The organism is Marinomonas ostreistagni (genome assembly GCF_016888445.1).
Classification (GTDB): domain Bacteria; phylum Pseudomonadota; class Gammaproteobacteria; order Pseudomonadales; family Marinomonadaceae; genus Marinomonas; species Marinomonas ostreistagni.
Window position 1 is genome coordinate 680,886 of sequence record NZ_JAFEKF010000001.1, and the last position, 21,602, is coordinate 702,487.

Annotated in this window: 19 protein-coding genes; 10 read left to right on the top strand and 9 right to left on the bottom strand. The window is 46.1% G+C overall.

From position 1 onward, the window contains the following. The first annotated feature begins 296 nt into the window (after positions 1-296). On the top strand, positions 297-2,162 hold the full coding sequence (locus tag JQX58_RS15405; RefSeq protein WP_204145382.1) for a methyl-accepting chemotaxis protein: 1,866 nt from the start codon (positions 297-299) through the stop codon (positions 2,160-2,162). Between the two features lie 31 nt (positions 2,163-2,193). Here the strand turns inward: JQX58_RS15405 and gntR are convergent, their stop codons facing one another. The 5 genes from gntR to JQX58_RS03295 all read right to left on the bottom strand — a co-directional run bounded on the left by gntR (position 2,194) and on the right by JQX58_RS03295 (position 6,863). Beyond that, the gene (gene gntR / locus JQX58_RS03275; protein WP_204145383.1) at positions 2,194-3,195 is read right to left on the bottom strand and encodes a gluconate operon transcriptional repressor GntR; all 1,002 of its coding nucleotides are present in this window, start codon (positions 3,193-3,195) and stop codon (positions 2,194-2,196) included. A gap of 137 nt (positions 3,196-3,332) precedes the next feature. Beyond that, positions 3,333-3,824 carry a gluconokinase gene (locus JQX58_RS03280; protein ID WP_204145384.1) on the bottom strand — a complete coding sequence of 164 codons (492 nt, stop codon included), beginning with the start codon at positions 3,822-3,824 and terminating at the stop codon, positions 3,333-3,335. Between the two features lie 82 nt (positions 3,825-3,906). Further along, positions 3,907-5,223: a TRAP transporter large permease gene (locus tag JQX58_RS03285; RefSeq protein WP_204145385.1), complete on the bottom strand. Its 1,317-nt coding sequence runs from the start codon at positions 5,221-5,223 to the stop codon at positions 3,907-3,909. 1 nt (position 5,224) lies between these two features. Beyond that, positions 5,225-5,773 carry a TRAP transporter small permease subunit gene (locus JQX58_RS03290; protein WP_204145386.1) on the bottom strand — a complete coding sequence of 183 codons (549 nt, stop codon included), beginning with the start codon at positions 5,771-5,773 and terminating at the stop codon, positions 5,225-5,227. A 73-nt stretch (positions 5,774-5,846) separates the two neighbouring features. Then, a complete protein-coding gene (locus tag JQX58_RS03295) occupies positions 5,847-6,863 on the bottom strand; it encodes a TRAP transporter substrate-binding protein (RefSeq protein WP_204145387.1) in 1,017 nt (338 codons plus the stop codon). A gap of 267 nt (positions 6,864-7,130) precedes the next feature. Between JQX58_RS03295 and JQX58_RS03300 the strand changes: the two genes are divergently transcribed. From JQX58_RS03300 to JQX58_RS03310, 3 genes are all read left to right on the top strand, one after another. Continuing rightward, complete coding sequence (locus JQX58_RS03300) at positions 7,131-7,964, top strand: inositol monophosphatase family protein (protein WP_204145388.1); 834 nt, start codon at positions 7,131-7,133, stop codon at positions 7,962-7,964. 182 nt (positions 7,965-8,146) lie between these two features. Next, complete coding sequence (locus JQX58_RS03305; RefSeq protein WP_204145389.1) at positions 8,147-12,139, top strand: PAS domain S-box protein; 3,993 nt, start codon at positions 8,147-8,149, stop codon at positions 12,137-12,139. Beyond that, positions 12,136-13,056 carry a GGDEF domain-containing response regulator gene (locus JQX58_RS03310; RefSeq protein WP_204145390.1) on the top strand — a complete coding sequence of 307 codons (921 nt, stop codon included), beginning with the start codon at positions 12,136-12,138 and terminating at the stop codon, positions 13,054-13,056. The genes JQX58_RS03305 and JQX58_RS03310 overlap by 4 nt, the downstream gene beginning before the upstream one ends. Positions 13,057-13,171: 115 nt before the next feature. Here JQX58_RS03310 and leuA read toward each other — a convergent pair whose 3' ends face one another. Beyond that, on the bottom strand, positions 13,172-14,845 hold the full coding sequence (gene leuA, locus JQX58_RS03315; RefSeq protein WP_204145391.1) for a 2-isopropylmalate synthase: 1,674 nt from the start codon (positions 14,843-14,845) through the stop codon (positions 13,172-13,174). 186 nt (positions 14,846-15,031) lie between these two features. Here leuA and JQX58_RS03320 point away from each other — a divergent pair, with 186 nt between their 5' ends. Together JQX58_RS03320 and ribA are read left to right on the top strand one after the other, a co-directional pair. Continuing rightward, entirely contained in the window at positions 15,032-15,511 is a 480-nt protein-coding gene (locus JQX58_RS03320; protein ID WP_204145392.1) for an Lrp/AsnC family transcriptional regulator, read from the top strand. 77 nt (positions 15,512-15,588) lie between these two features. Then, on the top strand, positions 15,589-16,194 hold the full coding sequence (gene ribA / locus JQX58_RS03325; protein WP_204145393.1) for a GTP cyclohydrolase II: 606 nt from the start codon (positions 15,589-15,591) through the stop codon (positions 16,192-16,194). Between the two features lie 84 nt (positions 16,195-16,278). Here the strand turns inward: ribA and JQX58_RS03330 are convergent, their stop codons facing one another. Next, entirely contained in the window at positions 16,279-17,505 is a 1,227-nt protein-coding gene (locus tag JQX58_RS03330) for a DEAD/DEAH box helicase (protein WP_204145394.1), read from the bottom strand. A 157-nt stretch (positions 17,506-17,662) separates the two neighbouring features. Here JQX58_RS03330 and JQX58_RS03335 point away from each other — a divergent pair, with 157 nt between their 5' ends. After that, positions 17,663-18,226 carry a DUF1415 domain-containing protein gene (locus JQX58_RS03335; RefSeq protein WP_204145395.1) on the top strand — a complete coding sequence of 188 codons (564 nt, stop codon included), beginning with the start codon at positions 17,663-17,665 and terminating at the stop codon, positions 18,224-18,226. A gap of 47 nt (positions 18,227-18,273) precedes the next feature. After that, the gene (locus tag JQX58_RS03340; RefSeq protein WP_204145396.1) at positions 18,274-19,110 is read left to right on the top strand and encodes a CvfB family protein; all 837 of its coding nucleotides are present in this window, start codon (positions 18,274-18,276) and stop codon (positions 19,108-19,110) included. 49 nt (positions 19,111-19,159) lie between these two features. Here JQX58_RS03340 and JQX58_RS03345 read toward each other — a convergent pair whose 3' ends face one another. Continuing rightward, positions 19,160-20,110: a ketopantoate reductase family protein gene (locus JQX58_RS03345; RefSeq protein WP_204145397.1), complete on the bottom strand. Its 951-nt coding sequence runs from the start codon at positions 20,108-20,110 to the stop codon at positions 19,160-19,162. A gap of 84 nt (positions 20,111-20,194) precedes the next feature. Between JQX58_RS03345 and JQX58_RS03350 the strand changes: the two genes are divergently transcribed. Then, entirely contained in the window at positions 20,195-20,680 is a 486-nt protein-coding gene (locus JQX58_RS03350; protein ID WP_204145398.1) for a YajQ family cyclic di-GMP-binding protein, read from the top strand. A gap of 22 nt (positions 20,681-20,702) precedes the next feature. Here the strand turns inward: JQX58_RS03350 and JQX58_RS03355 are convergent, their stop codons facing one another. Beyond that, positions 20,703-21,011: an MGMT family protein gene (locus tag JQX58_RS03355; RefSeq protein ID WP_204145399.1), complete on the bottom strand. Its 309-nt coding sequence runs from the start codon at positions 21,009-21,011 to the stop codon at positions 20,703-20,705. 53 nt (positions 21,012-21,064) lie between these two features. Between JQX58_RS03355 and JQX58_RS03360 the strand changes: the two genes are divergently transcribed. After that, positions 21,065-21,541 carry an FxsA family protein gene (locus JQX58_RS03360; protein WP_204145400.1) on the top strand — a complete coding sequence of 159 codons (477 nt, stop codon included), beginning with the start codon at positions 21,065-21,067 and terminating at the stop codon, positions 21,539-21,541. The last annotated feature ends 61 nt before the right edge of the window (positions 21,542-21,602 follow it).

Consider the following 21,602-nt stretch of genomic DNA (forward strand, 5'->3'; position numbering starts at 1 on the left):
CAACACCCCGCATACTTCCCTTTTTTTATGCTCAAAGCCACAGTAAGTCAACTTAGAAACAGCTGCAACGCAAATCTAACTGCACACTTTCAAAATTCATCTATTATTAATTTAGATCAGTAATTAGCAACGGAATGTAGTCAATCGCTTGGTTAATTCAGTCAAGCTTCGCAAAAAACCGTTACGCTCAACTACCGTTTAACTACCAATCTTTACGTGAATCTTTAGCGAAAATTCGCAAGAAGGTTTAGCCTTATGGCAACGAATCCATTTGTCTGATCTAGGGAAGCAGCACGATGTTAAGTCAATTATTTTCCAAAAAATTGGATGACAACCAAGTCATTGTCGACAAGGCAGAATTGGCCAACCTAAAAGGCCAGCTTGCTGCATTGTCAAAGTCTCAAGCAGTGATAGAGTTTGATACCAAGGGCAATATTTTATTTGCTAATGAAAACTTCTTGCAGGCACTAGGGTACAGTTTGGACGAAGTACAAGGTAAGCACCATGCTATTTTTGTGGATCAAAAATATCGTGCGAGCCAAGCCTATAAAGACTTTTGGCAAGCTCTAGCAAAGGGTGATTATCAAGCTGGCGAATTCTGCCGCTACACCAAAGCAGGCGACCCGATTTGGATCGAAGCGAGCTATAACCCTGTGTTTGATGAGCAGGGAAACATTATCAAAATTGTTAAATTTGCCACCGATGTGACCGAACGCAAAAACATCAATGCTGATTACGAAAGCCAGTTAGATGCGATCTCTAAATCGCAGGCGGTCATTTCGTTTGAGCTAGATGGCACTATCATTGAGGCAAACGATAACTTTCTTAATGCTGTAGGTTATCGTCTAGATGAAGTTCGCGGTCGTCATCATAGTATCTTTGTCGATGAAACCTATCGTCAATCGGAGGAATATCGCACTTTTTGGCGCAGACTAGGCCAAGGTGAACACTTTGTAGGGCGTTTTCCTAGGGTTCGTAAAGATGGCAAAACTATCTGGATTCAAGCCAACTACAGCCCGATACGTGATTCCAATGGCCGCTTATACAAAGTCGTCAAATATGCATCCGATATTACGGCACAGGTTGAAGCTGAACAAGAAGTGCAGCGCACAGTAGAAGAGGTGAATGATGCGATTGCCCAAGCTATTAATAATGACCTGACCGCACGCGTAACCACACATGGTAAATCCGATACTATGCTGTCTATCTCAAAAGGCGTCAATGACCTGCTTGAAGCCATGTCAGCCATCATCCAGCAGATTCGTGAAGCATCAGAAGCCGTTTATGTGGGTGCGAAAGAAATATCCCATGGCAACACAGACTTATCGACTCGCACAGAAGAGCAGGCCTCGAGTCTTGAAGAGACCGCCTCGAGTATGGAGCTTTTAACCGAGACTGTACGTCAAAACTCCAGCAGTGCCCATGAAGCTACTGGATTGGCGAAAAATGCCGTACGCGTTGCACGAGATGGTGGTGATTTGATTGATAAGGTGGTGGTCACCATGAATGATATCAATCAATCGTCACAAAAAATCTCCGATATTATCGGTATGATTGATGGCATTGCATTCCAGACTAACATTTTAGCACTGAATGCTGCGGTTGAGGCGGCTCGAGCAGGCGAGCAGGGGCGTGGCTTTGCTGTCGTTGCATCAGAGGTACGCACATTGGCGCAGCGCTCCGCCAATGCCGCCAAAGATATTAAAGATTTGATCTCTGAGTCCTCAAGCAAGATCGAAGATGGCAATCAGTTAGTAGATCAGTCTGGTGAAACCATGCGTGAGATCGTTGCAGCGATCGCGCAAGTCAACGATATCATGTCGACCATCGCCTCGGCGTCTTCTGAGCAGTCTGATAATCTACTTGAGATTGGTAAAGCTGTGTCACAAATGGATCAGATGACTCAGCAAAATGCTGCATTGGTAGAAGAGGCCGCGGCATCGTCTGAAAACCTATTGAGTCAAGCGGACCGATTAGCAAGCAACGTCAACAAGTTCAAAATCGACAATACTCTGGTGCGTCCATCATTAAGCTCACATAAAGTTACTGAGAAACGGCAGGAGCCTGTACAAGCTAAACCGTCTCAACCTATCTCAAAACCTAAGGCAATTAAGCCGCCGGTTGCAGAGCTTAGTGACGATGATGAATGGGAAGAGTTTTAACCATGTAAAAGGGCCTTTAGGCCCTTTTTCTTTATGGTTTCAAGCTTTCGCCGCATTCAATACGATACGGCAGCGTGGTAATACAGTTTGGATTGCTGGCACCATCAAGGCGCTCCAGTAGTTTCTGTGCCGCTAGGCGGCCCATCTCTTCACGCGGCGTCACGACAGTCGCTAACAATGGCACCATGGCTTTGGCGATATCGTGGCCATGAAACCCAGCAATGCCTATCTGTTCTGGCACAACAATGCCTTTCTTTTGGCAGGCATACAAGGCGCCGATAGCAAGGTCATCGTTGGTACAAAATATACCGTCGGTTTCTGGATGCTCGTTCAATACTTCATCCAGAAATTGTGCCCCTAGGGTGAAGGATGAAGCGCTTTGAGTGCGTTTGACAATCGCATTTAGGCCATTGTCTGCCATGGCTTGCTCATAGCCTGCAATTTTCTGCAGCGTCCGTTCGTCCATTCGAGCCGCGAAGTAAACAATGTGGCGGTGGCCATGATCAATCATGGTTTGCGTCATTTCCATAGCGGCTGCGCGGTTATCAATGCCCACCGCTTGTGCTTGGCTTGGGGCGACTGAGTCCATAATTTCAATAACGGGAATGCCTGCATTGGCCAACATCTTGCTGGCTTTTGCGGTGTGTTGGCTTTCTGAAATGACCAAAGCGTCAACATTGTAGGACAGTAATGTTTCGATACGCTTTTCTTCTAATTCTTTGCTGTAACCAAAGTGTGCCAACATGGTCTGATAGCCATGCTCCTCCAGTACCGATTCAATACCACGAATGACTTCGGCAAATACTTGGTTGGTTAAAGAGGGCAGAAGCACACCAATAGCATGACTCTTGGATTTAGATAAGATGTCGGGGGCGCGGTTGGGAATATAGCCCAATTCATCCAGGGCTGACTGGATACGCTCCCGTATGGTGTCGGAGACTTGTTCTGGATTGCGTATGCAGCGGCTGACCGTCATTTTAGTGACACCGACTCGGTCTGCGACATCCTGTAAAGTGGGGCGCTTCTTTTTCATGCGATTGGCTTCGTTATTAGTATCTTTTTAGCCTTGTTACAGTAACACAGCCAAGGGTATTGAAGCATCTGTAACGGCTAAAATGTTCTTCTTATGAATGACTTAGACCCGCTCAAACAAACAGGTCTAAGGCGCATTTAGCGAGCATCAAGCGCTGCGATGCTGGCTTGGAAAACATCTTCTAGGGATTGGCTGATATCGACCGTAATCACGTCTTCGTTGATGGGCTCCACTAGTGTGGCAAATTGGCTTTCGAGCATGCTTTTGCCGTTAAAGTAGTGACCGTCACGTTTTTGATGGCGCTGCCAAATAGTGTCGAAATCGCCTTTAAGATAAATAATGGCTAGGCCATCAATACCTTCTCTTAACAGGTTGCGATATACGGGTTTCAGCGCTGAGCACGCCACTACGGCACTGTCTTGCTGACGTAATATGCCGTTCAGGGTTGCTAGCCAGCCCATACGATCGTCATCGTTTAGGGGGATGCCTTGGCGCATTTTTTCTACGTTGGCATCACCATGGTAATCGTCACCGTCAAAAAATGGGTAACCGTAGTGATCCGCAATGCGTTTGCCCATTGAGGACTTACCACAGCCTGATACACCCATCACAATGATTTTTTTAATCATTCCGTTTACTCCTGCGAAGTGCTGGGCACTTCGCTTATTTGTCTATTGCCTAACATCCTCTAGCTGTCGCTAGAAAAGTGAGTTATTTCCACCAAATCGCTAGCTCAGGGAAGAAAATCACCAAGCCAAGCACGAGCACCTGAAGTCCGATAAACGGCAACAGAGATTGGAAAATTTCACCTAAGCTGATGTCTTTAGGTGCCACTGATTTAAGATAAAACGCAGCTGGACCAAACGGTGGTGATAAGAATGACACCTGCATATTCAAACAGAACACAACACCAAACCACACTGGGTCTAAGCCAAGATTAGTGATGATCGGCACAAAGATAGGCATAGTCAGCAACGCAACGCCGACCCAATCTAAGAACATGCCAAGTACAAATAGGATCAACATCATGATTAGGATGGTGCCCATGACACTGCCGCCAGACAGAGCCAGAATCATTTCTTCGACAAAATCGATCCCCCCCATCAAGTTGTACACGCCGACCAAGGCTGTTGCGCCGATACCAATCCAGATGATCATGCCACAGGTGCTCATGGTGGCTTTGGCGCTTTCTTTAAGCATCTCAAAGTTCAGCTCACCACGAATCCAAGCACTTAGTACGATACCTACAACGCCTAGCGCTGACGCTTCGGTAACAGAAGCAACACCGGTGTAGATACTGCCTAATACAATTGCTACTGATAGGATCGGAAAGAACAGCGCTTTGAAATAGTTAGTGTCGTTTTCTTGTGCTAACTCTTCTTCGCTAGGTAATGGCGCGTAGTCAGGATTTAAGCGACACAGAATCAGCACGTATGCCATGTAAGAAAAGGCGAGCAGTAACGCGGGAATGAACGCTGACTTAAATAAATCGCCGATCGATACGCTGGCCGTCAAACCATAAATAATCAAGACGATACTGGGTGGAAGCATGGTGCCGAGGGCGCCGCCTGCACAAGTGGTACCAATCGCAAGCTTGCGGTTGTAGCCCAAGCGTAGCATTTGAGGCAGAGCTAAAATCCCAAGCAATACGGTTTCGCCGCCGATAACACCTGACATGGATGCTAAAATCACGGCCACCACTAAGGTTTGTACGGCCACACCGCCACGAATTTTGCGTCCTAAGACCTTCATCGCATCAAACAGGTCGCGAGCAATGCCAGAGCGATCCAAGAGTGCGGCCATCAACACGAACATCGGCACGGCTAAAAAGACATAGCCGCCAACGAAGCTGTAGAGTCGACTGGTCACCAGCGGTAAAGCATCAACCCCAAACCAGCCAATGGCGAACACCAAAGCCACTAAGCCTGTCACCATGGCCAGCTGCATACCGGTTAGCAGCAATAAAATCATGGTGACAAGCATGAGTAGACTGCCGTAACCGATGCCTAGAGCAGATAAATCAAACATATTATGACTTTCCTAAGTTACGAATTTCTTGGATAAGGTGCAGTACAAACTGAATGGTCATGACACACATGGTTAGGAAAATCATGATCTTCACGTAGGCTGGAAAAGGCGGGTTCCAAGCAGATCCAGAGGTTTCAAAGTGAATATCACCAAACGGTGATAGCACTGCACTCTCGGTCATTTGATACGCGGCGTAGCTTAATAGGCCGGCAAAAATCAGCCCCATCACATGATGAAAGATATTGAGATACTGGCGTGTACGCTCTGACACGGCATCGTATACCAATACCACTCGCACGTGTTTATTCGTAGCAAGTGCATAGATGCCACCAAAGACAAACAGGCAAGCACCTAAAAATGAGGCAGTCTCATGTACCCATGTAGTCGGGTCGTTGAAAACATAGCGCATAACGACTTCATAAAAAGAAATCGCAACAGTAAATAAAAACAGTAGGCTTAGCGCATTGCCGACTCGAACAATAGTTTTGTCGAGTAAATTGTGAGGCATCTCTGCGCTATCGGTGTTGGGGTCTTGAATATCTGTGCTCATGGGGTAGGGTCCAGTCTAAAACAGGCGTCCTAAGACGCCCGTTTTGGTTTGGAAAGAGGCGCTACTATGGCTATTACAGCAGGCCGTTTTCTTCTAGGTAAGTCGTGATTGAATCGTAAACTTTCTGTGCGTTTGGTGATTGCTTAGCGAACTCTTCCCATTGAGTACGTGCAATCTCACGGAATTTTTTACGTTCTTCTGCAGACCAGTCATGCAAAGTGATGTTTGGATCTGCTTGCGCTTCTTTGACCGCTTTTTGGTCTGCAATGCGCAGCTGAGTAGTGATGTCATTAGCGAAATCACGTACTGATACGGTCATGATTTTTTGAAGATCTTCAGGCAGCTGGTTCCACTTTTTCATACTCATTGAGATATCGATCAATGGTAGAGAGTGGAAGCCCGGTTGAACTGGATGCGGAGCAATCTCGTTCATACCTGCTTTTTGGTTAGTGGAGAAGACTGTGTAGTCGGCTGCATCGATAACGCCTTTACTCAGACCGGTAAATACTTCGGAACCTGGAAGGTTAACAGGTGCGGCGCCAGCAGCTGCAAATACACGCTGTACCAGACCTTCAGGTGCGCGTAGTTTTAAGCCTTTAAGATCTTCTACACCGTCCAGAGGAACGCGTGACACAAACGACTCAACGCCAGTGGTTGAACCACCAATGAATTTAACGCCATACGGAGCGTAAAGTTCATTCATTAGTTCATAACCGCCACCGTAGTTGATGTACTGAAGCAGTTGTTGTGTGTCAGACCAAGCACCTACCGTGTTACCGATAAGACCGAAGGCTGCATCCTTACCTGAGAAAAACTCAGTGGCGGTAACTTGGCCATCCAAAATACCCATTTTGATGCCATCTAGGGTCTCTGTGTGCTTGAACACACTGCCAACCGGCAATAGGTTGATTTTGATACGACCACCAGACATTTCTGCAACACGCTCAGTCCATTCTTTCTGGATTTGAAAGTTTTTATCACCTGATGGGTCAGAGGATTGGAATTTAAACGTGTAGTCGGCTGCCATAGCCGCTGTAGAAAGGGCGCCTGCGATGGTGGCTGTGAGTAACGTCTTAGCAATTGTGCTCATGATGTCTTCCCGCTATTTATTGTTTTGAAGGAATATTAAATTCGCAGTTACAACGATATGTTACCGGTAACTATGGGTGAATGTTACCGGTAACTGAAAAAGCAAGTCAAATGCTTTTTCATAAAAATAGTGGACCAAAATTCAGGATTCACAAGTCATTTTAAAAAATCTATAGAAATGAATAAGTTGTCATAATGCTTTTATCTTTATTTGGTAAGCTAGTAAGGTACGTAGACTGATTAATTACTTCCCAACAAGGAGAGTTTAGTGCTGACCCGTGATCAAAAAAATAGCCTTATTGAGATCGTGCGCAACGTGGCCAAACAGGAAATCTTGCCGCGCTTTCGTGATTTATCCAGCGATAATATTTCCACCAAGTCAGGCTTTGATGACCTGGTCACTGTCGCCGATTTGGCCGCTGAAAAGGCTATGACAGAAGCGTTTTCGGTATTGTTGCCTGATGCCTTGATTGTTGGTGAGGAGTCGGTTGCCGCGGATGCATCGGTACTAGATAAAATTGATTCAGATGAGTTGGTTCTGATTATTGATCCTATCGATGGTACTTGGAACTATGCCAATGGGCTGCCGACCTTTGGTGTATTGATTGCAGCGGCTTATGCAGGTCAGACAATCTTTGGCTTACTCTACGATGTCGCAAATGACGACTGGATCGAAGCGAGTCAAGGTGAAGGTACTTGGTTTGTTCGTGCTAACGGTGATGCGCGTCAGATCACTATCCGTACAGAAGTAGCGGATGACAACCTTGTCGGGATGTTTTCTCCCTTCTTATTCAAAGATGAGTCGTTACGCCGACACGCGGCTTTATTGCAACCCAAGTATGCACGCACCATTGCACTGCGCTGTTGCTGTCATGAATACCGTACCATGGTGCAGGGTAATGTGGACTTTTCTGTGAGCCCTAAGCCCAATGTTTGGGATCACGCTGCTGGGATTTTGGCTTATCAAGAAGCCGGAGGTAAAGTTGAAATGCTAGATGGTTCTGACTATCGTCCAACCATTCGGGAAGGGGTCATTATTGCTGGTCGTAATGCCGAAGTGATTGCTCGAATTCGTGCAGATTTCTGTGCTTTCTTGAAATGATGGGCGCCTGGAGCGTTACTGCAAACGGGCTAATTTGCTTGTTTCATCAATGTCCTAAGTCGTGAAAAGTTAACAATGATTTAAAACGCCGTTATTGTAGTTGTCTAGGTAGGCGAAGTCATACAAAGTGGTTTAGTATGAGGTTTATCGCTTTTAGAAATAGATGACGGACGTTGACGAAGATGATGGACTTCAGTGGCAAGCCTCTACAATGGTTTAAAACATTAACTGGGCCCTTTGCTAATCTTTCACCCATGATTGAGGTGATGGCATTGGATTATGCACCGCGCTGGTGGGTTGTTTTACCATCTGGAGCTGCACTATACATCAACCAAGGTCACGCCGAAGCACCTTCTAATTCAGAAGCGCAGGCCGCTCTAGCAGAGCTTGATTGGCAGCCTTTAGGTTTAAATAAGGGGTGGTTTGCGTGTCCAGATGCTCCTCAGCTCCAACAGAATGCGCTGCAGCAGCTGCTAACCTCGCTATTAACCGCACAAGATACTAGCTGCAATGTCGAAACTGCTTCAGCTTTGTGTATTACGCAGGCACTCAAACGTTTGCATGCGATCACGGCCACTTCCACACTCAATTTGCATGAAAAAATTGATCAAATCTTAATCCTCGGTAGTGAGATGCTAAGTCTGCCATTTGGTATCGTCTCACGGGTAAAGCATGATAACTATCGTGTGGCCTACTGTTGTTCACCAAATGGAGAGCTTTCAGTCGGTGCTGAATTTGATCTGGGTGATTGCTACTGTGTGCATACCTTGAATCGTGATCAAGTCACAGGCTTTTATCATGCTGGCCAAAGCGAGATTGCTTTGCACCCGTGTTATCAAACCTTTCAGCTTGAAGCTTATTTAGGCGTCTCGATACGAGTTCAAGGGGAAGTTTGGGGTACGCTGAATTTCTCAAGCCCCACGCCACGTGCCGTCGATTTTAGTGAAGACGAATATGAGCTAGTAAAGCTATTTGGCCAATGGATTGGTGAAGAGTTAACACGTGATCGTAACGCTTTTTCACTGCGTCAAGCCGAGCAGCAGCATCGCTTAATTCTAGAATCGGTTCACGATGGTGTGATTGGCTTAGATGCAGATTGCAAGATTACGTTTGCCAATGTATCAGCGGTTGCTATGACAGGCTATGGTTTAAATGAACTTGTTGGTATGCCAATTTGTCGTTTAATCAATCATGCCAATGCCAGCAAGGAGCATAGCTGTGCCATTACGCATGCGGTACGCAGTGGCCATAAAGTGTCTGGTGTGAATGATGAGTTTTTCGATCGCCATGGTCGCACTTTCCCAGTTAATTTCGCTTGTACACCAATTACCAATGAGCTTGATAACACGCTGGTAACCGTACTCACCTTTCAGGATATTACGGAACAAATCCAAGCGCAGGTGGCGCTCAAAAAACAGATAAAAATGTTTCGTTCATTATTTGAAGACGCCCCTGAAGGCATTGTGGTGGTAGATCGTGATCGTAACATCACTATGGTTAATCCCTACGTAACAGCAATGTTTGGTTATCAAGAGCAAGATCTATTGGGTAAAACGGCGCAATTTTTATACGCCGATGCGCAGGCGTTTGAAGAGGTTGGTTTAGCCTATGAAGACGCAGGGTCTCCTGACTATCACGAGTATCGTATGGTCTATCGACGTGCTGATGGCAGTACATTTGTCGCCGAAAACGTGCGCAGCAAAGTCGTTGATGAAGAGGGGCACTTCAATGGCTTTATAGTACATTGCCGAGATATTACAGCCCGTCTGAATATTGAAGAAGATATTGAAAAGGCGCGTAATCGTCTAAGCATTGCGACCCAGTCTGCTGGGATCGGTATCTGGGAGATGGGGATCGAAAACGATACTCTCTTATGGGACGACTTAATGCACAGTATATATGGTGTATCTTACGGCCAAGTAACACGTCGGGAACATTGGGATGAGTTGATTCATCCAGATGACCTACGACGTGTTCAAGCCAGTGCCGAGAAAGCCATAGCCACACAGAGCGATTTAGATGTTGATTTCAGAATCATTCGACCTGATGGGGACCTTCGCCACATCAAGGCCAATGCACGTGTTGCGGTTAATAGCGAAGGGCAGCCAGCCTATCTGTTTGGTGTAAATTTTGATATTACTGAGCGTTACCAAACCGAAACTATCTTAAAAAATGCCCGTGAAGAAGCAGTGCGTGCAAGCCAAGCCAAAAGCAACTTCTTGGCGACCATGAGCCATGAAATTCGCACCCCACTCAACGGTGTCTTGGGTATGGCGGAGATTCTATCTGGCTCGCAGCTGACCGAGCGACAGCATAGCCAGTTAGACATTATCCGTAACTCGGGTGAGAGTTTGTTGGAGCTCATTAATGAAATTTTAGACTTTTCGAAAATTGAAGCGGGTCACTTGTCACTTGAACTAATGGATTTCGACCTAGAACAGCTCGTCTTCGATCTGTCGCGTTTGCTGGTGGTTAAGGCTGAGAGCAAAGGTATTGATTTGTTAGTGCAATACAATGTGCCCGAGTCAATGATGCTTCATGGGGATGCTTATCGTATTCGTCAGGTATTGATGAATTTAGTGGGCAATGCGATCAAGTTTACTCAGTCTGGTCATGTGATTATTAAAGTCGAAGCCAAGCCAAGTCAAAAGTCCCAGCAGCAGTCACTCATCATTAGTGTCGAGGATACCGGCATAGGCATTGACGAGGCTGTGCAGGGGCAGCTGTTCCAAGCCTTTACGCAAGCTGATAACTCCACCACACGTAAGTTTGGTGGCACAGGACTGGGGCTGGCCATTACCAAACAACTTGTTGAGTTGATGGGTGGTGAGATTTGGGTGAAAAGTGAGCTTGGTAAAGGTTCTACCTTTGGCTTCTCTTTACAACTGGCACAAAGTGCGTCACCTGTTAGATCTTGCCAAGAGGTAGAGCATTTCAATTTTCAACGCATTTTGGTGGTAGATGATAATTCTACTAATTTGTCTATAATCGAGAGCCAGTTAGAGCAGCTTGGTTTGATGGCTGAATACGAACATAATGCTATCTTAGCGGTGGATCGTGTAATCGCCGCGGCACAAGACCCTGAAACGGACTCTTTTGATCTATTGGTTTTAGATTACTTGATGCCTGAACTGGATGGTTTGTCGCTCAACAAAGTTTTAATTGATGCCTTACCAAATACAGAGTGCCCAAAAACTTTGATGCTGTCCTCTGCAGGAATCTTATCGCCTGAACAGCTTAAAGAAGCCGGCGTTAAGGTTTGTGTCAATAAGCCCAGCAGTATTAACGAATTGCGTGCTGGCTTAATTGAAGTGCTGCGCCCAGAGGTGAGTGCGGTAATGGTCACCCGCCAAGATGGACGTATTCAGCGACAAGAGGCTTATGAGCATGATTTAACCGATGCGACGATTCTTGTTGTCGAGGATATGAAGGCCAATATCGCAGTGGTTAAAGGTATGTTAGCGCAGCTAGGGTGTCGAGTTGAAGTAGCGGAAAATGGCCTTGAAGGCGTGCAGCAATGGCGCGCACTAGAGCCGGACTTGATTCTAATGGATTTGCATATGCCAGTCATGGATGGTCTGACAGCCATTCAGGAAATACGATCCTTAGAAGGTCCTGGCCAGCCGGCTGTGCCCATCTTAGCCCTAACGGCGGACATTCAGCCGGAACGTATTGCGCAAGTTGAATCCATAGGCGGCAATGGTTATATTTCCAAGCCATTTAAACGTCAAGAGTTGTTGGATACCATTGTTCAATGGTTAGGTTGTTCGCAAGCCGTCAGTGCAAATGATGCGACGTCCCTGCAAGGTGAAGGAGCAGTATTGCAAAACATAGATTCGATTGATCCTAGGGTGTTAGATGACTTAGAAGAGCTGTTAGGTGATCAAGTTAAAGAGATCGCCCATGCCTTTGTGCAAGATGCTAATGCAGTCTTCTTGGAGTTTGATCAAGCACTCGCGGCGCCACAAGATAGCAGTCTTTTTTACCGTCCGGCTCACAGTCTTAAATCTGTCAGTGCTAATGTCGGAGCCATGGTGTTAAGTGCTATGGCTACAGAGTTAGAGCGACAAGCAAAAGCGGATTCTGTGGTAGACCCAAATGAGCAAATAGTGGCAATGAAGCAAGAGTTTGCTACGGTTAAGCAAGTACTTCAGCACACAGGGAGGCTGGATTGAAGATTCTGATCGCCGAAGATACAAACTCTGATCGTTTGTTGTTGCGTCTTAGGTTAGAAAAGTTAGGCCACGAAGTGATCGATGTGGCCGATGGTCAAGCATTAATCGATACCTTTCAGTCTCATTCTGAGGTGATCGATTTGGTGGTAGCAGACCTTAATATGCCAGTGAAATCTGGATTGGATGCCATAAGTGAAATACGAGCTATTCAAGGTGACTATGAAAGCGACTGGGTGCCAATCATTATTTTAAGCGGTTCAGTCTCAGATGATGATGTTGAGCGTTGTATCGAGGCGGGGGCTGATGATTACTTGATTAAACCGATCCAGCACAAAGTGCTGGCGGCTAAGTTGCTAGCGATGGATCGCTTGGCGCAGATGCGCCATAAATTAGTTAGCATGAACAAACGTCTTGAGGCCTTGTCTACGACAGATTATCTAACCGATCTTATGAATCGCCGAGCGTTCGAAACCTCTTTACGCGATGAGGTCGCCAAGGCTGAGCGTTATAACCAGTCTCTTAGTATCGCAGTGCTTGATATCGACCACTTTAAAAACGTCAATGATACCTTCGGTCATGATGCGGGAGATATGGTCTTACAAGAGTTCTCACGTCGCTTGCGTGAGCGTAAGCGGGCCGGGGATATGATTGGTCGTATTGGTGGCGAGGAGTTTGCTTTATGTCTTCCACATACGTCAGCGGATGAGGCGCTCAGTGCTTGTGAGCGCTATCGTGAAGTGCTTAAGCTTGAGCCGCTTATCTATGATGGTCATGAATTGCATCTCACCTGTAGCGTCGGTGTGTGTGAGTACAGTCAGATACCTTCAGAGCTTGAATTTATCAAGTGTGCCGATTTGGCATTGTATCAGGCCAAAACATCTGGCCGTGATCGTGTGGTGTTGTACAGCAAAAAGTAGCGTGACGTTTTACATGATGGTCAAACAAGAGAAAGCCGAGTTGGATAAACTCGGCTTTTTTGTGACCTTAAGCAGTTGTGCCGCCTAAGGTTAACTCTATGGCTGATGGGCGAGGTTAGGCCACATCGGCTTGATTTGAGGCAACGACTTTTTGGTTAATCGTCGCTACAACTGCTTGAATCGATGCTGAAACAATATCGTTGTCGATGGCGACACCATTAAAGCGCTCACCGTCGATGTTAACTTGTACGTAGGCGATTGCTTGCGAGTCGCTACCAACTGTCAATGCGTGCTCTTGGTACTGAACGATATCTAAGCGAGCATTGAAGTGTTCGCTTAGGGCTTGCGTGAAAGCAGACAATGCCCCGTTACCTTCCCCTTGAATCTGGATGTTGCCATCAGCATGCACAAGTTCTGCTTTAACCGAGTCGCGATCATGCTTACTTAGCTCGTAGTTGCCCAAGGCGTAAGGTGTGCCTGAGGTCATGAAACTCTGCTCAAACAACTCTTTCATTTCTGCCGCGTCAACGACGCCACCATCGGTTTCAGCAAACCGCTGTACGATTGGGCTGAATTCTACTTGCAACCAGCGCGGCAATGCCAAGCCGTATTCTTGCTCTAGGGCATACGCCATTCCGCCTTTGCCTGATTGGCTATTAACGCGGATAACTTCTTGGTAGCTACGGCCAATGTCACGAGGGTCAATTGGTAAGTAAGCCACATCCCAAGGTTTCTCATCCGTTTGATTAGCCAAACACTTCTTAATGGCATCTTGGTGTGAGCCAGAGAAAGCTGTGAAGACTAATTCACCTGCATAAGCATGGCGCGGGTGCACAGGTAACTGGGTGCAAGATTGAACCACGCTGATGACGCGATCCATATCGCCAAAGTTTAATTTAGGATCGATGCCTTGGCTGTACATGTTCATCGCCATGGTCACAACACACATGTTACCAGTGCGCTCACCGTTGCCTAGTAAAGTACCTTCAATACGGTCTGCGCCAGCCATCAAACCAAGCTCAGCCGCTGCGACGCCACAACCACGGTCATTGTGTGTGTGTAGGCTGACGATGATGCTTTCACGATTTTGCACGTTACGGCAGAAGTATTCGATCTGATCAGCAAAACGGTTCGGTGTAGACACTTCAACCGTTGCTGGCAAGTTAATGATGCATTTGTGTTCTGGCGTTGGTTGCCATACGTCGATTACTGCATCACATACTTCGACTGCGAAGTCTGTCTCTGTGCCAGTGAAGCTCTCAGGTGAGTACTGGAATACCCATTCTGTTTCAGGGTAATTTGCTGCGTAATCTTTAACGTATTTAGCGCCTTGGATAGCAATATTCTTAATGCCATCTTTGCCTAAGCGGAATACTTGCTCACGCTGTGTCACTGAAGTTGAGTTGTACACGTGAACGACAGCTTTTTTGGCGCCTTTAAGTGATTCGTAAGTACGCTCGATCAACTCTGGACGTGCTTGGGTCAATACTTGAATGTAAACGTCGTCAGGCACTTGGTCTTCTTCGATCAACCAGCGTACAAAGTCAAAGTCCAATTGTGAGGCTGCAGGGAAGCCGACTTCGATTTCTTTAAAGCCAACGTCTACTAGAAGTTTAAAAAATTCCTTCTTTTGCTCCACAGTCATAGGCTCAACCAGTGCTTGGTTGCCGTCGCGTAGGTCTACACTTGCCCATAGTGGCGCGGTAGTGATGTCTTGGTCAGGCCAAGTGCGGTTGTCTAAAGTAACCGGCTGAAACGGACGATATTTAGTGTGATCAAAAGAACTCATATTCTTTGCCTTCCTTATAATTAGTTGAGCGGGTAGCTCAGACTGTAAATTAAGATGTGGTTAACATCTTTCAACAGTACCTAGTGTAACGAACTTTGATTGAAAAATGATTGCGTTTTATTGATAAAATACGCATATTGTTGGAATAAAATTGCTAAATATCATCTTTAATAGGATTTTAATTTTATGGTTGCGCAGTTGGATAGAATTGATATTCGAATATTGCAGGAGCTACAGCAAGATTCTAGCTTAACAAATCAGCAGCTGGCCGATCGTGTTGGTTTGTCGCCATCTCCGTGCCTAAGGCGGGTTAAATCTCTGGAAGAGAGTGGTATCATTGACCGCCAAGTTACGTTGTTGAAGCGTTCTGAGCTCGGTTTAAAGCTGACGGCCTTTATTCAAATCAGCATGGATCGCCACACGCCAGACCGTTTTAGTGTATTTGAAGAACAAGTGAATTCATTTCCTGAGGTGCGTTCGTGCAATCTTGTGACCGGACAAAACTGTGACTACTTGTTAGAAGTTGTGGTCGAAGACATGGAAAAGTATCACGACTTCTTGTTGGGTTACTTAACTCGTATTCCTGGTGTTTCAGGTGTTCAGTCGAGCTTTCTTTTACGCAGTGTAAAAGAAGATACGTCACTTCCTCTAACACACTTAATTTAGTTTTCCTTAGTCTAGGGATTGAAAACCTATTACAATGCGCTCATATAGAGCATTATTTTTACAAGAGAGCAGTATCAATGGATCAATTAACGGTTAAACGTCGAGTAGTGATTCCAGTTCGAGCTGGCGACGTCATGGCCGAGTTCATATCTTTCAATGGCGATGAAAGTGGCAAGGAGCATATCGCTATTGCGTTTGAAGGAACCTCTGAAAGTAAGCACGCTACGCCGTTGGTCCGTTTGCATTCTGAATGTTTGACTGGTGACGTTTTTGGCTCAGGCCGCTGTGATTGCGGTGAGCAGTTAGACGAAGCTATTGATCGCATCAACGAAGAAGGCGGTTATATTTTGTATCTGCGCCAAGAAGGTCGTGGTATAGGCTTGTATGCCAAACTTGAAGCCTACGCTTTACAAGATCAAGGCTACGATACTTATGAAGCCAATGAGATGCTACACCTGCCTGACGATGGCCGAGACTTCAGTATTGCTGCGCGCATGCTGCAAGCGCTTGAGGTGGACAAAGTGCGTCTACTGACGAACAACCCAGATAAAGCTGAGCAGCTGACCCACAATGGCATCGAAGTGTCAGAGCTTGTGCCGACGGCTGTGCATGTTAATCAACACAACCGTCAGTATTTAGAAGCGAAAGCGCGTCGTAAGCAGCACACGCTTAAATTTGATTGATATCGCATCGAGACGATGAAAAGGGAGCCTTAAGCTCCCTTTTTTATTGTCTATAAAAAGCGATAGAGAAATGTTGTTAGCGCTCTATTTCTTTTTGGCTTTTTTAGTGCTGGTGGCTTTTTTAGCCGGTTTTTTCTTTGTGCGGGTGGCGCTGCTAGAGCGAATCTTGGTTTTAGGTTCCAGGCCTGCAATCTTGCTAAAGCTGATGGGGGATTGCATGTAGCGCTGAATCTTCTCAATCATGGGAAGGTCGTGCATATCAACTAATGAGTAGCATTCACCAGGGTTGCCTTCGCGTGATGCGCGCCCTGCGCGATGGACATAAGAGTCGGCGCGACGCGGAAGACGCACATTGATCACGGTGTTGATTTCAGGTAAGTCAATACCGCGGGCTGCGACATCAGTCGCTACCAAAACTTGCAGGCGGCCTTTTTTCATCTGTTTTAAATGATCATTGCGATCGCTTTGCTTCATCTCGCCATGTAGGCCATCGCAGCGTAAACCGAGCTTGCGAATCTTTTGTACCCAAACGTCTACATGCTCACGGTTGGAAACAAACACTACCGCCTGCTGCACACGTTCTTGTTGTAACAAGTGAGTTAGTAGCGCGGATTTATGTGCTTCATCGTCTACACGAAATGCCAGCTGTTTAATTTGACTTGGCACCGTACGTGGAGAGTCTGTTAGCTGGATAGTTTGAGCATCTTCACGTAACAAGCTTTTAGCAAAGCGGCCCATTTTTTCACCATCAATGGTGGCAGAAAACATCAAAGTTTGATGGTCTGGCAGTTGTTTGGATAGGTGTTTTACCCCATCAACAAAGCCCATGTCGAGCATACGATCGGCTTCGTCAATGACCAACATTGAAGTATCGCTGAAGTCCATCCAACCTTTTTGATCAAGTTCAACTAGGCGGCCTGGTGTCGCGACCAAAATATCGCATGGCTCACTCAGTTGCTGCTGCTGCATGCCATAAGGCGTGCCACCAACGATAAGTTGTAGCTTAATGCGAGTATGCTGCAGTAGTCCTTCGAAGACTTGGAAGATCTGACGCGCTAGCTCACGACTTGGCGCTAAAATAAGCGCTTTAGGGGCGAGGCTTGACTCTTCGTCACGGTCAAGTATGTGCTGAATAACAGGTGCTGCAAAAGCAATAGTTTTGCCTGTGCCCGTAGCGGCGCAGGCTAAAATGTCTTGTGCATCCATCGCCAAGGGGATGGCTTGCTCTTGAATAGGTGTCGGTTCGCTAAACCCCAAATCTTGCAGGGCCTGCTCAATGGTGAAATCCAGATCGAGTTCGGAAAAGGACATGTATTCTCTCAGTTAAGCTCATAGTAATTCAGCGCATTGTAACACTCTCAAATGCCGTGCGTGGATTTGTTTTATTTTAATTTCGTGATTTATCGAATGTCGTTAGACCCGTTACGGGTAATGGCTTAAAATGCTTTAAAAATTAAGGATCTTAAGCATGCATTTATCTGAACAACTGGTCACCGAACAAACTCAAGCTTGGGTGCGCTCCTTTATTGTAGGGATGAATGTCTGCCCATTTGCTCAGCGTGAGGTTGAGCGGGGCTCTGTGCGTTATGTTGTGGTGCGCTCCAAACAGTCTTCTGTGGCGTTAGAGGAGTTGATGGCCGAGATTAACTTTCTCGATCAAAATCCTGATGTGGAAACGACGCTGATTATCTTCCCGACACTGTTTGCTGAGTTTATTCAGTATTTGGACTTTGTCGATGCCGCCGAAGAGTTGATGTTTGAGCAGGGTTGTGAAGGTGTATATCAACTAGCAACGTTTCATCCTAAGTACTGTTTTGCTGGGACTGAAGAAGAGGATGTGTCCAATTACACGAATCGCTCACCTTATCCTATGCTGCATATTATTCGTGAAGAGAGCATGGAAAAGGCCATCGAGTACTATGGCGATACAGCTGTCATCCCTGAGCGTAATATCGAACTGATGGAAACGACGGGCAAAGATGCGTTAAACGCTTTGATGCAACAATGCATGCAGAGCAAAAACAAAGAATGACTCAGTGCTGCCAGTAGGCAGTACTTTATTAATAAAGTGGAGTAGTGATGTCTACTAATATTGGCCGCATGAATGTGCTGCGTGTGGTGAAAGAAAAAGACTTTGGTGTTTACCTTGATGGCGAACAGTTAGGCGAGATCTTGCTGCCAAAGCGTTATATACCAAAAGGCTTGCGGGTGGGTGATGATGTTGAGGTGTTTATTTACCTTGATTCAGAAGATGAATTGATTGCCACTACCGAGCGACCGAAAGTCCAAGTGGGCGAGTTTGCTGGATTGAAATCGGTTGCGGTAAACAATGTGGGTGCTTTCTTTAACTGGGGACTGCCTAAAGATCTTCTGGTGCCGTTTAGTCAGCAGAAAAATCGTGTCGAAGAGGGGCAAACGCACCTGTTGTTTGTCTATCTTGACCAGCACACCAACCGAATTGTGGCGACAACTAAGGTGGATGCGTTATTGAATCGCGAAGAGCCACCTTACCGTACTGGAGATAAAGTAGATATCATCGTCGGAGACCGCACGGATATTGGCTTTAAATGTATTGTCGACAGCCGCTTCTGGGGTGTTCTGTTTTACCAAGACGTCATCGGCAAAGTCTACAAAGGCGATAAGCTGGCAGCCTACATTAAGCGTGTTCGCGATGATGGTAAAATTGACTTGAGTATCCAGCAAACGGGCTACAAAAAAGTAAAAAATATCTTAGACGATATTATTGAGTATCTTGAAGCCAATGGCGGTGAAATGGCTATTACTGACAAGAGCTCTCCAGATGTTATCTTTAAGACCTTCAATGTCAGTAAAGCAACGTTTAAAAAGGCCTTAGGTGCGCTATACAAAGAGCAGAAGATTGCCTTGAGCAAAGAAAAAGTCAGCCTCAAAAAGTAATGCATAAAGAGCGGCCAGTCAGGTCGCTCAAATAAACAGTAAAAAGCTCCTAAAACATTGTTAGGAGCTTTTTTTTGTGCTCTTCTAAGTGAGCGCGATCATTCAGTGCATTGTAGAAAAAGTCTTGAATCGGCGTTGTGTCGCGTGGTGTATGGCGATGAAAGAAACCCGAAATATATTCGTTTTCAGTGCGGCGTAGGTTACGAATGTCTTCATACATAGACGAGCAATTCAATGCCGTAAAGCGTGCCACGGTACTAATGCGCTGATGCAATGTCTGTGTATTGATGCGTAATTGGTCAGCAGGGTATGGAAATTGCTCGTGATTAAGCACTTCTGCTATTTCTTCAATGGCAGCGTCAAAAATAGGCCGTACAGGCTCTTCTAGTAATTGGCCGTTACGAATCGAAAAAATCGCCGTAATTGGGTTGATCACAGCATTGATCGCCAGTTTTTCCACTAAGCGTCGTTCGATATTTTCGCTCTGTACATTAGGATAGGGGAATTCGGGACCGATAGCATTCTTGCTGCTTTGATGCAGTAGTCCAAAAAAAGAATCGCCGCGGCCGGTTTTTTTGACGCGATGATCGTCCAGTTTTAACGCCCCTTCACTGGTGACACCCGCCCAAAGATTCTGGTGCTTTTTTAGATGTGGAATCAAATCTTGTTGGGCGCCCACGCCGTTACATAAGGTTGCTATAAGGCCACGTTTTTTAGTGTGTTGACGGATATCCAGATAGGCCGCTACCAGATCAAACGCCTTTGTACACAGCAACACCTTGGTGTATTTGCCTTCTAGCTGATCTCGTGTGACGAACTCCACTGGGTAATGTTCTGATTGCGGTTGGTCATCCTCATCCAGAAAATCCACCTGCAAAGGTGCGGACGGTGGATGTTGGCGACATACCACTGTCACCTCATCGCCTTGTGCCTTTAATTTGCTCGCCCAAAGTAAACCGATCGCTCCATTACCGACAACTAGCCATGCATCTTTTGTCATTTTAGCCCCGTGTTTGCAGTTTTTTGGCAGTAAGCCTGATATTATGCCGCCCTTTAGAGTAAATATCGAATGGAGGAGGCTTTTATGCCATCTTTTGACATTGTATCTGAATTAAATTGGCACGAAGTTACCAACGCCGTGGACCAATCTAATCGTGAAGTATCAACTCGTTACGATTTTAAGGGGGTTGATGCCAGCTTTTCAATCAAAGAAAAGCAAGCGGTCGTGCTCGAAGCAAAAGCAGAGATGCAACTGCGCCAAATGATGGACATCTTAGGCCAAAAGCTGGTTAACCGCGGCATTGACCTTAAAACCCTAGATCGTGGTCCAATCGTAGAAGGTAATCTTCGCGCAACGCAAGAGATCAAGCTAAAAGAAGGGATTGATCAAGCGGAAGCGAAGAAGATTGTGAAAATGATCAAAGACAGCAAGATCAAGGTGCAAGCCCAAGTGCAGGGCGAGCAATTACGTGTGACCGGCAAAAAGCGTGATGATCTGCAGCAAGTGATGCAATTATTACGTGGCGCGGACTTAGAGCTGCCAGTGCAGTTCAATAACTTCCGTGATTAATGGATTACTTGTTAAGAGGCGCTTAAAGCGCCTCTTTTGTTATCAGGCGTTGGCCGACTATAACCCAGCCCTCGTTTTCCAATAGCGCTCGTTGGCGTTGATAGCCATCACTGCCCTCGAGAAAACTTATGGCACGTTTGCTATTAACCACGCGATGCCAAGGCAGTGTGTGCTCCGCGGGTAAGCGTTTTAAAATATGTCCCACTAGGCGTGATTGTTTAGGTTGACCTGCTTGGCGTGCCAGCTCGCCGTAAGAGATCACTTCACCAGCAGGTAAATGTGCAAGAATGAATAGAACTTGTGATTTAAACTCGTCGCTCGCTTGATTCATACGGTTTTACCCCTAAATATTGAGACATACTTAACAAAACAGAGAAGGTCATTATGCGTTTTGCCTTATTACTTTTCATCCTAATTCCAATTGTTGAACTGACCGTACTGATCCAAGTCGGCGCTCAAATTGGTAGTTTGACAACCATTGCTCTCGTATTTTTAACAGCCATCATTGGTCTTGCTTTGATTCGACGTCAAGGCTTTGCCACACACCTTAAAGCCCAAGAGAAAATTCGTCGTGGTGAAATGCCGGCCTCAGAAGTGGCGCAAGGGTTTATGCTCGCCGTAGCCGGCTTATGTTTGCTTATCCCTGGTTTTGTGACGGATGCCATGGGGGCCTTGTTGTTGATTACGCCTTTGCGTAAAGCGATTGCTACGACGCTAGCTCTCGACTTTTTGAAGAAACGCATGAACATGCGTGCGGCATGGTCGCAGCAGAATCCACGTGGTCAAGCTCAGTCGCATCACATCATCGAGGGTGAGTATCGCCCAGCGCAAGATGATAAAGATGAAATTGATAAAAAATAGTTAAAAAAGACCCTTGAAATTGTGTGCGCCAACCACATTAATGTTGGCGATAAAGAATCCC